The organism is Candidatus Neomarinimicrobiota bacterium (genome assembly GCA_012964825.1).
Taxonomy (GTDB): domain Bacteria; phylum Fidelibacterota; class Marinisomatia; order Marinisomatales; family S15-B10; genus UBA2125.
The window spans coordinates 1-6022 of sequence record DTTI01000057.1 but is presented as its reverse complement, the minus strand read 5'-3'; the positions used below and the strand labels follow the sequence as shown (position 1 = coordinate 6022).

General features: G+C 51.4%; 4 protein-coding genes. 1 reads left to right on the top strand and 3 read right to left on the bottom strand.

The features are described from left to right. The 3 genes from EYO21_05555 to EYO21_05545 form a co-directional block, all read right to left on the bottom strand. Positions 1-566 (bottom strand): DUF2461 domain-containing protein (locus EYO21_05555; protein ID HIB03273.1); only part of this gene is annotated, 566 nt, incomplete at its 3' end. A gap of 175 nt (positions 567-741) precedes the next feature. Then, complete coding sequence (locus tag EYO21_05550) at positions 742-2454, bottom strand: tetratricopeptide repeat protein (protein HIB03272.1); 1713 nt, start codon at positions 2452-2454, stop codon at positions 742-744. After that, positions 2451-2672: a hypothetical protein gene (locus EYO21_05545; GenBank protein HIB03271.1), complete on the bottom strand. Its 222-nt coding sequence runs from the start codon at positions 2670-2672 to the stop codon at positions 2451-2453. The genes EYO21_05550 and EYO21_05545 overlap by 4 nt, the downstream gene beginning before the upstream one ends. 187 nt (positions 2673-2859) lie before the next feature. Between EYO21_05545 and EYO21_05540 the strand changes: the two genes are divergently transcribed. After that, complete coding sequence (locus EYO21_05540) at positions 2860-5949, top strand: glycosyl hydrolase (GenBank protein HIB03270.1); 3090 nt, start codon at positions 2860-2862, stop codon at positions 5947-5949. Positions 5950-6022: the final 73 nt, after the last annotated feature.

The following is a 6022-nucleotide window of genomic DNA, read 5'->3' as shown; positions in this document are numbered from 1 at the left end:
AGCCGTTTCGGTACATGGTGCCACCCTACGAATGATTTGTGTTTGATCCACTCGATGGCGGGATCCTCCTTTGAGAAGCCGGCAGGGGGACGCTTCAGTTTTTCTCCGATAAGTTCCCTATAATATTTGTTAAAAGCACCTCCGTTGACAGCTTCCTCGAACTGATTCGGCCAGGCCGATATTCGCTTCCGGATACTATCTAGTTTTTCCCTTTCAGGCCTGTAAATACCTGTGGCCAACCTGGAGCCATCGAAAGCGACCCGAACATAGTACCCGGGTCCGGAATAATTCTTCCCCCCAGGCGCCAGGCGGGCACTGAACCAAGGCTTATAGGGTGTCTTGTCTTTCGAGAAGCGAATATCCCGGTAGATCCTGAACATGCACTCCTTCGGCTCCGTACCCAAAATATCAGGATCAAATTCAGATAGCCGGAAAAGCAAGGCTGATACCAGCTCGGCGAAATTCTCCAAGGCACTTTTATACTCACCCTTGTGAACATGGTACCACTCCCGCTTATTATTTTCGGCTAGATCACACAGAAAAGAAATGGTGGATTTATCGATCAACTGTCAGTAGCTCACCATTAAGTTAGGTGATTGCTGCGTTCCGTTCGCAATTACATATTAAATAAGGTGTCATGGCGAAGGACGATTCCGGAGGCTTATGACCATCTCGTCATTCTTGGTCGGTAAACAATAACGAGATTGCGAGTCCCGACTCAATCAAGACTCACAATGACAGTCAGGGTGACGTTGAACTCTCATATCCCGCCTCAATCCGCTCTCTGGCAACAACAGCCTGCATCCGTTCAATAAGCTCTGTGTAACGAGGGTCATCACGAATGGCGTCAAAACGGGGATCAATCTCGATCCATCTGTAAAGTGTCCACCCTTTGTCCACCGCTTCTTCCAGCCAGTTTAGAGCAGATTCCTTGTCATCCATGATTGAATAAGCTCCCGCCAGAATCCTACGGGTGCTAGACCCGATATCTCCATTCACTTCTATACGCTTCAATAGTTGGTTAATAACCTCATCCAAAATCGTATTCGCCCACTTCCGATCCCACTTTTGTAAAAGAACATAAGCTAAAGCTGTCTTGTCCTGAGGCCGCATACGTTTCATTTTTTGCAGATGATCAAGGGCCAAATTATAATCTCTGGCCCAGAGGTAAAAGTCAGAAGCTGCACCATGGACTTGACTGTCGTCTGGTCGAAGAAGTTGTAATCTTTCAAGGGTTGATCTTGCCATTTCCCAGTTCCCTTCAACACAATATTGTGTAATTAAGATATCATGAAGTTCAAAACCGTCTGGACGTATATCCAAAGCACTTGAAATAAGATTGTGAACTTCATCATAGTCTTCCAGAGCATGGTAGGCTAGTGCAAGTATTCTAACAACACGCAGGTTATAAGGATCACTCTGTCGGCCTCGTAAATGATGCTTCAGAGACGCACTCAAATCACCTTGCCACCAATAAGAGAGTGCTAAGTTTGATTCGGCCATGACATAACCCAATTCAATAGCTCGTTTGTTCATCTCGATTGCTTCGGAGGTATGGCCTAAATAGCTTGAGATTAGAGCTCTAGCTTTATATCCTTCGGCTAAATCCTGATTAATTGAAAGGGCCCTATCTGATGACTGAATGGCCAGTTCACTGTACAATTCATCCTGATTGTCAAGAAACATCTGACCGTATGAATCTCCCATACCGCTGTAGGCAAGGGCATAAGACGGATCAAGCTTCAGCGCCTGCTTGTAGTAATTGATGGACTTTTCAAAGCCCTCATACGTGTACTTGAAATATTCGGTTCTTCCCTTAAGGTAAAGCGTGTACGCTTCCATATTTTGAGTAGGCACCGTGGCCATAGATCTCTTTTCTGACCTCGAAATTCGAGCATCGAGGGCCTCTGCGATGCGTGTTGCCACATCTGTCTGTATCTGGAAAATATTTTCCATCTTACGATCGTAGGTGTCTGCCCAGAGATGTTGGTCACTGTCGGTATCAATGAGCTGACCCGTTATTCTTAGATTGTCCCCGTCACGCCTGACGCTCCCTTCAAGTATGGCTGCCACACCCAGCTCTTCTCCGATCTCCCTGATGGTCTTGGTGGTCCCCTTGTACTGAAGAACGGACGTCCGGGAAATGACCAGCAGGTCGCTCACCTTTGACAGCTGTGTAATGATCTCCTCAGTGATACCATCGGAGAAATATTCGTCCTCCTTGCTGTCGCTGAGATTATCGAAGGGGAGGACGGCTATGGAACGTTCGGCGATCCGCTCCGCTTCCCTGTCACCCCGCGGCGCCAGCCAGCCGATGGCGAGGCCACCCACAACCCCTGCCATGAGAAAAATGTTTCGCGTCCTGGCGTAAAACCGCTTGCTATCCGCCACAGCTTGGGTGCTTCCAAACGACTCCGCTCCCTCTGCGGGCTCCGAGGTTAATGGCGTCTTCACAAGACCCTCCGGTGTCCGGTCGTCATCCAGGATACCACCACACTCACCGGCAGTCCAAGCACCAGCAGGATGATGACAAACTGAGCCGTCCAATTGGGAAAATCGAAAATGGGAAAAATGATCTCCACCAGCTGCATTACAACAAACGCCACCACAGCGTAGAAAACCATCGTCCGGATCACCTTACGGTCTTTCAGTTCATCAATTAGACTGCTCATATGGTATTAACTCTTCCCCTCAAATCACTCTCACTGGAAACTACCCACAATTGTGCGATTCTTCAAGATGGAGCTGAGAGAGAAGCAATTGCTTTCCTGCCCATAATTTCTTACTCTCTGCTGCGGTAGTCACTCCGCACTTCCAATATTTTGGAGCAAGTTCACATCAAGAACGGAGGATGAGACGATGATGAGACGGTTAACTTATTTACTGATTCTTTTTAGCAGCATTGTCGCACTACAGGCCGAAAAATATGACGAAACTTTTTTCAACAACTTCGAATGGCGGAATATCGGCCCTAACCGAGGGGGACGGTCTCTCTCATCTATGGGTAGTCCAGGCCGGCCCAACGAATACTACTTTGGCGCCACCGGAGGGGGACTCTGGAAAACCACAGACGGCGGCAACACCTGGTTTCCGGTAACCGACGGACAGATCACCTCTTCTTCCATCGGGGCTGTGGCTGTGGCAGAAACTAATCCAGACATTGTATACATCGGCGGCGGTGAAACACAGCTTCGTGGCTCCATCACCCAGGGTGACGGCGTCTACAGATCAACGGACGGCGGTGAGACCTGGCGCCACGTTGGTCTCCGTGAAACACAGGCCATCGCCCGAATCCGAATCCATCCCACCGATCCCGATATTGTTTATGTGGCAGCCCTGGGCCATCCCTACGGGGACAACGAGGAGCGGGGAATCTTCCGCTCCAAAGATGGCGGCAACAGGTGGGAAAAAATCCTCTACAAGAGTCCCAAAGCGGGAGGTGTTGACATCTCCATCGACAGAACAAATCCCAAAGTGATCTACGCCTCTTTGTGGCAGGTCTACCGAAGAGCCTGGAAAATGTGGGGCGGCGGACCGTTTAGCGGAATTTATAAATCTACGGACGGTGGAGATACATGGACAGAATTGACCAAGAATCCCGGTATGCCTGAAGGACCCATCGGAAAGATCGGTATGGCAGTCTCTCCAGCTGACCCCAATCGCGTCTGGGCAATCGTGGAAGCGCCTGAAGGGGGTGTGTTCCGGTCCGATGATGGCGGGAAATCCTGGGAAAGAACTAATGACGATAGGAAAATCCGCCAGCGCCATTTTTACTATTCCCGGATTGTGGCCGATCCATGGGACAGGGAAACGGTCTACGCCCTCAACACCCGTCTTTACAAATCGACGGACGGCGGTGTCACATTTGATACACAGATCAGCACGCCCCACGGCGACCAGCATGACCTCTGGATCGACCCCAACGACCCCCTGCGGATGACGAACTCCAATGACGGCGGAGGGAATGTCTCCATCAACGGCGGCGAGACCTGGACGGAACAGGATTATATCACCACCCAGCTTTATCATGTGAATGTGACGAACGACTTCCCTTACCACGTCTGCGGTGCCCAGCAGGACAACAGTACTGTTTGTGTCCCAAGTGACGGTTGGAACAATATGCAGGCCCGGGGACCCAACCACGGCTGGTACTATTCCGCTGGTGGTGGTGAAAGCGGATACATTACGCAGCACCCATCCAAGCTGGATATTTTTTACGCCGGGAGCCAGGGCGCTCTGTTAACACGTTACGACCGCTCAACAGGCCAGATCAGAGATATTCAGGTCTACCCCCGCTTTTTCTCCGGAGAACCGGCAAGCGCTCTTCCCGAGCGGTGGCAATGGACCTTCCCCATTGTTTTTTCCCCATTGGATGAGAACAAGCTTTATACCTGTTCACAGCATGTCTGGCTTTCGGAAGATGACGGCCAGAGCTGGAAGAAAATCAGTCCTGATCTGACCTACGCTGACCCTTCTACGCTCGGCCCCACCGGTGGACTCATCACCATGGACATGAACGGGCCGGAAATCTATGCCACGGTCTTTGCCCTGACACCGTCTCAACACGATATTAACACCATTTGGGCTGGTTCTGATGACGGACTCATGCACATCACCCGGGACGGCGGTAATACCTGGACAAAGGTCACCCCGCCCGATATGCCGAAGTTCTCCCGGATCTCCATCATTGAAGAATCTTCCCACACACCAGGCACCGCCTATGTGGCGGCAAATCGGTACCAGGTGGATGACCGGGCACCTTATGTCTGGCGAACACGGGATTACGGCAAGACCTGGACAAAGATTGTGAACGGTGTTGCGGATGGTCACTTCGCCCGCGCTGTCCGGGAAGATTCCGTGAAAGAGGGGCTCCTGTTTCTCGGCACGGAGCACGGCGTCTACATATCCTTCGACGCAGGGGACAGCTGGCAGTCCATTCAGCTCAATCTGCCAGATACACCCATCCGGGATCTCCAGCTTAAAAACTCCGATGTGGTCCTGGGAACTCACGGCAGGGGTTTCTGGATCTTGGACGACTATGACCCGTTGAGAGAATACTCAAACCGGACAGCAGTGGAATCGCTGACACTGTTCAATCCCCACGACGCCGTTCGCAGTGTGGAGACTGCTGTACTCCAATACTATCTGGGAGAAGAGGTGGATTCGGTTAAGGCTGAGATCTACGATTCAGAAGGTAACCTGGTGTTTTCAGTGGTAGGTGACTCGGTAGCGAAAGAGGAAACGGAAGTTAACCCCTGGTACCGGACTCGCACCACCGGTCCTCCCACCACCGCCAAGGGTCTGAACCGGTGGGAATGGAATTTGCGCTACAAAGGTGCCACCATGTTCGAAGGGATCATCATCTGGAGCGGCCGGCCCCAGAATGGCCCGAAAGCACCGCCCGGAACTTACGAGGCGCGGGTAACCGTAAATGGCATAACAAAATCAGCCAAGTTCAACGTCAAGATGGATCCGCGCCTGAAAGATGTGTCGGAACAGGATCTCCGGGACCAGTTCCAGCTCTCATCACAGATTAGAGATAGAACATCCTCAGCGAACGAGGCGGTCATACAGATTCGCCACATCCGCGATCAGATTAATGACCGGTTGGAAAAGACCAACGACCGGAGGATCAAAAAAATGTCTACTGACCTTATGGGGAACCTTACCAAGATCGAAGAAGCGCTTTACCAGACAAAAAATGAGAGCGGACAGGATCCATTAAACTTCCCAATACGTCTGAATAACCGCCTCGCCTCTCTCCGCCGAAGCGTGGAGTCGGGTGATGCAAAACCGACGGATGGAGCCTACAAGGTGCTTGGTGAACTGTCGGCCGAACTGGACGGACATCTGGAGGCTCTGGATCAGGAACTGACGCAAAACCTGAATCCCCTGAACGCCCGACTCACGAGCAAACAGCTGGAACCTGTTTCGGTAACGGTGGAATAGAGTGGGGTAGGTTACCCAACCATTAGCGGGAACGTGTGAGAATCGAACTCACCTCCCACCTCTCCGGCGGGAC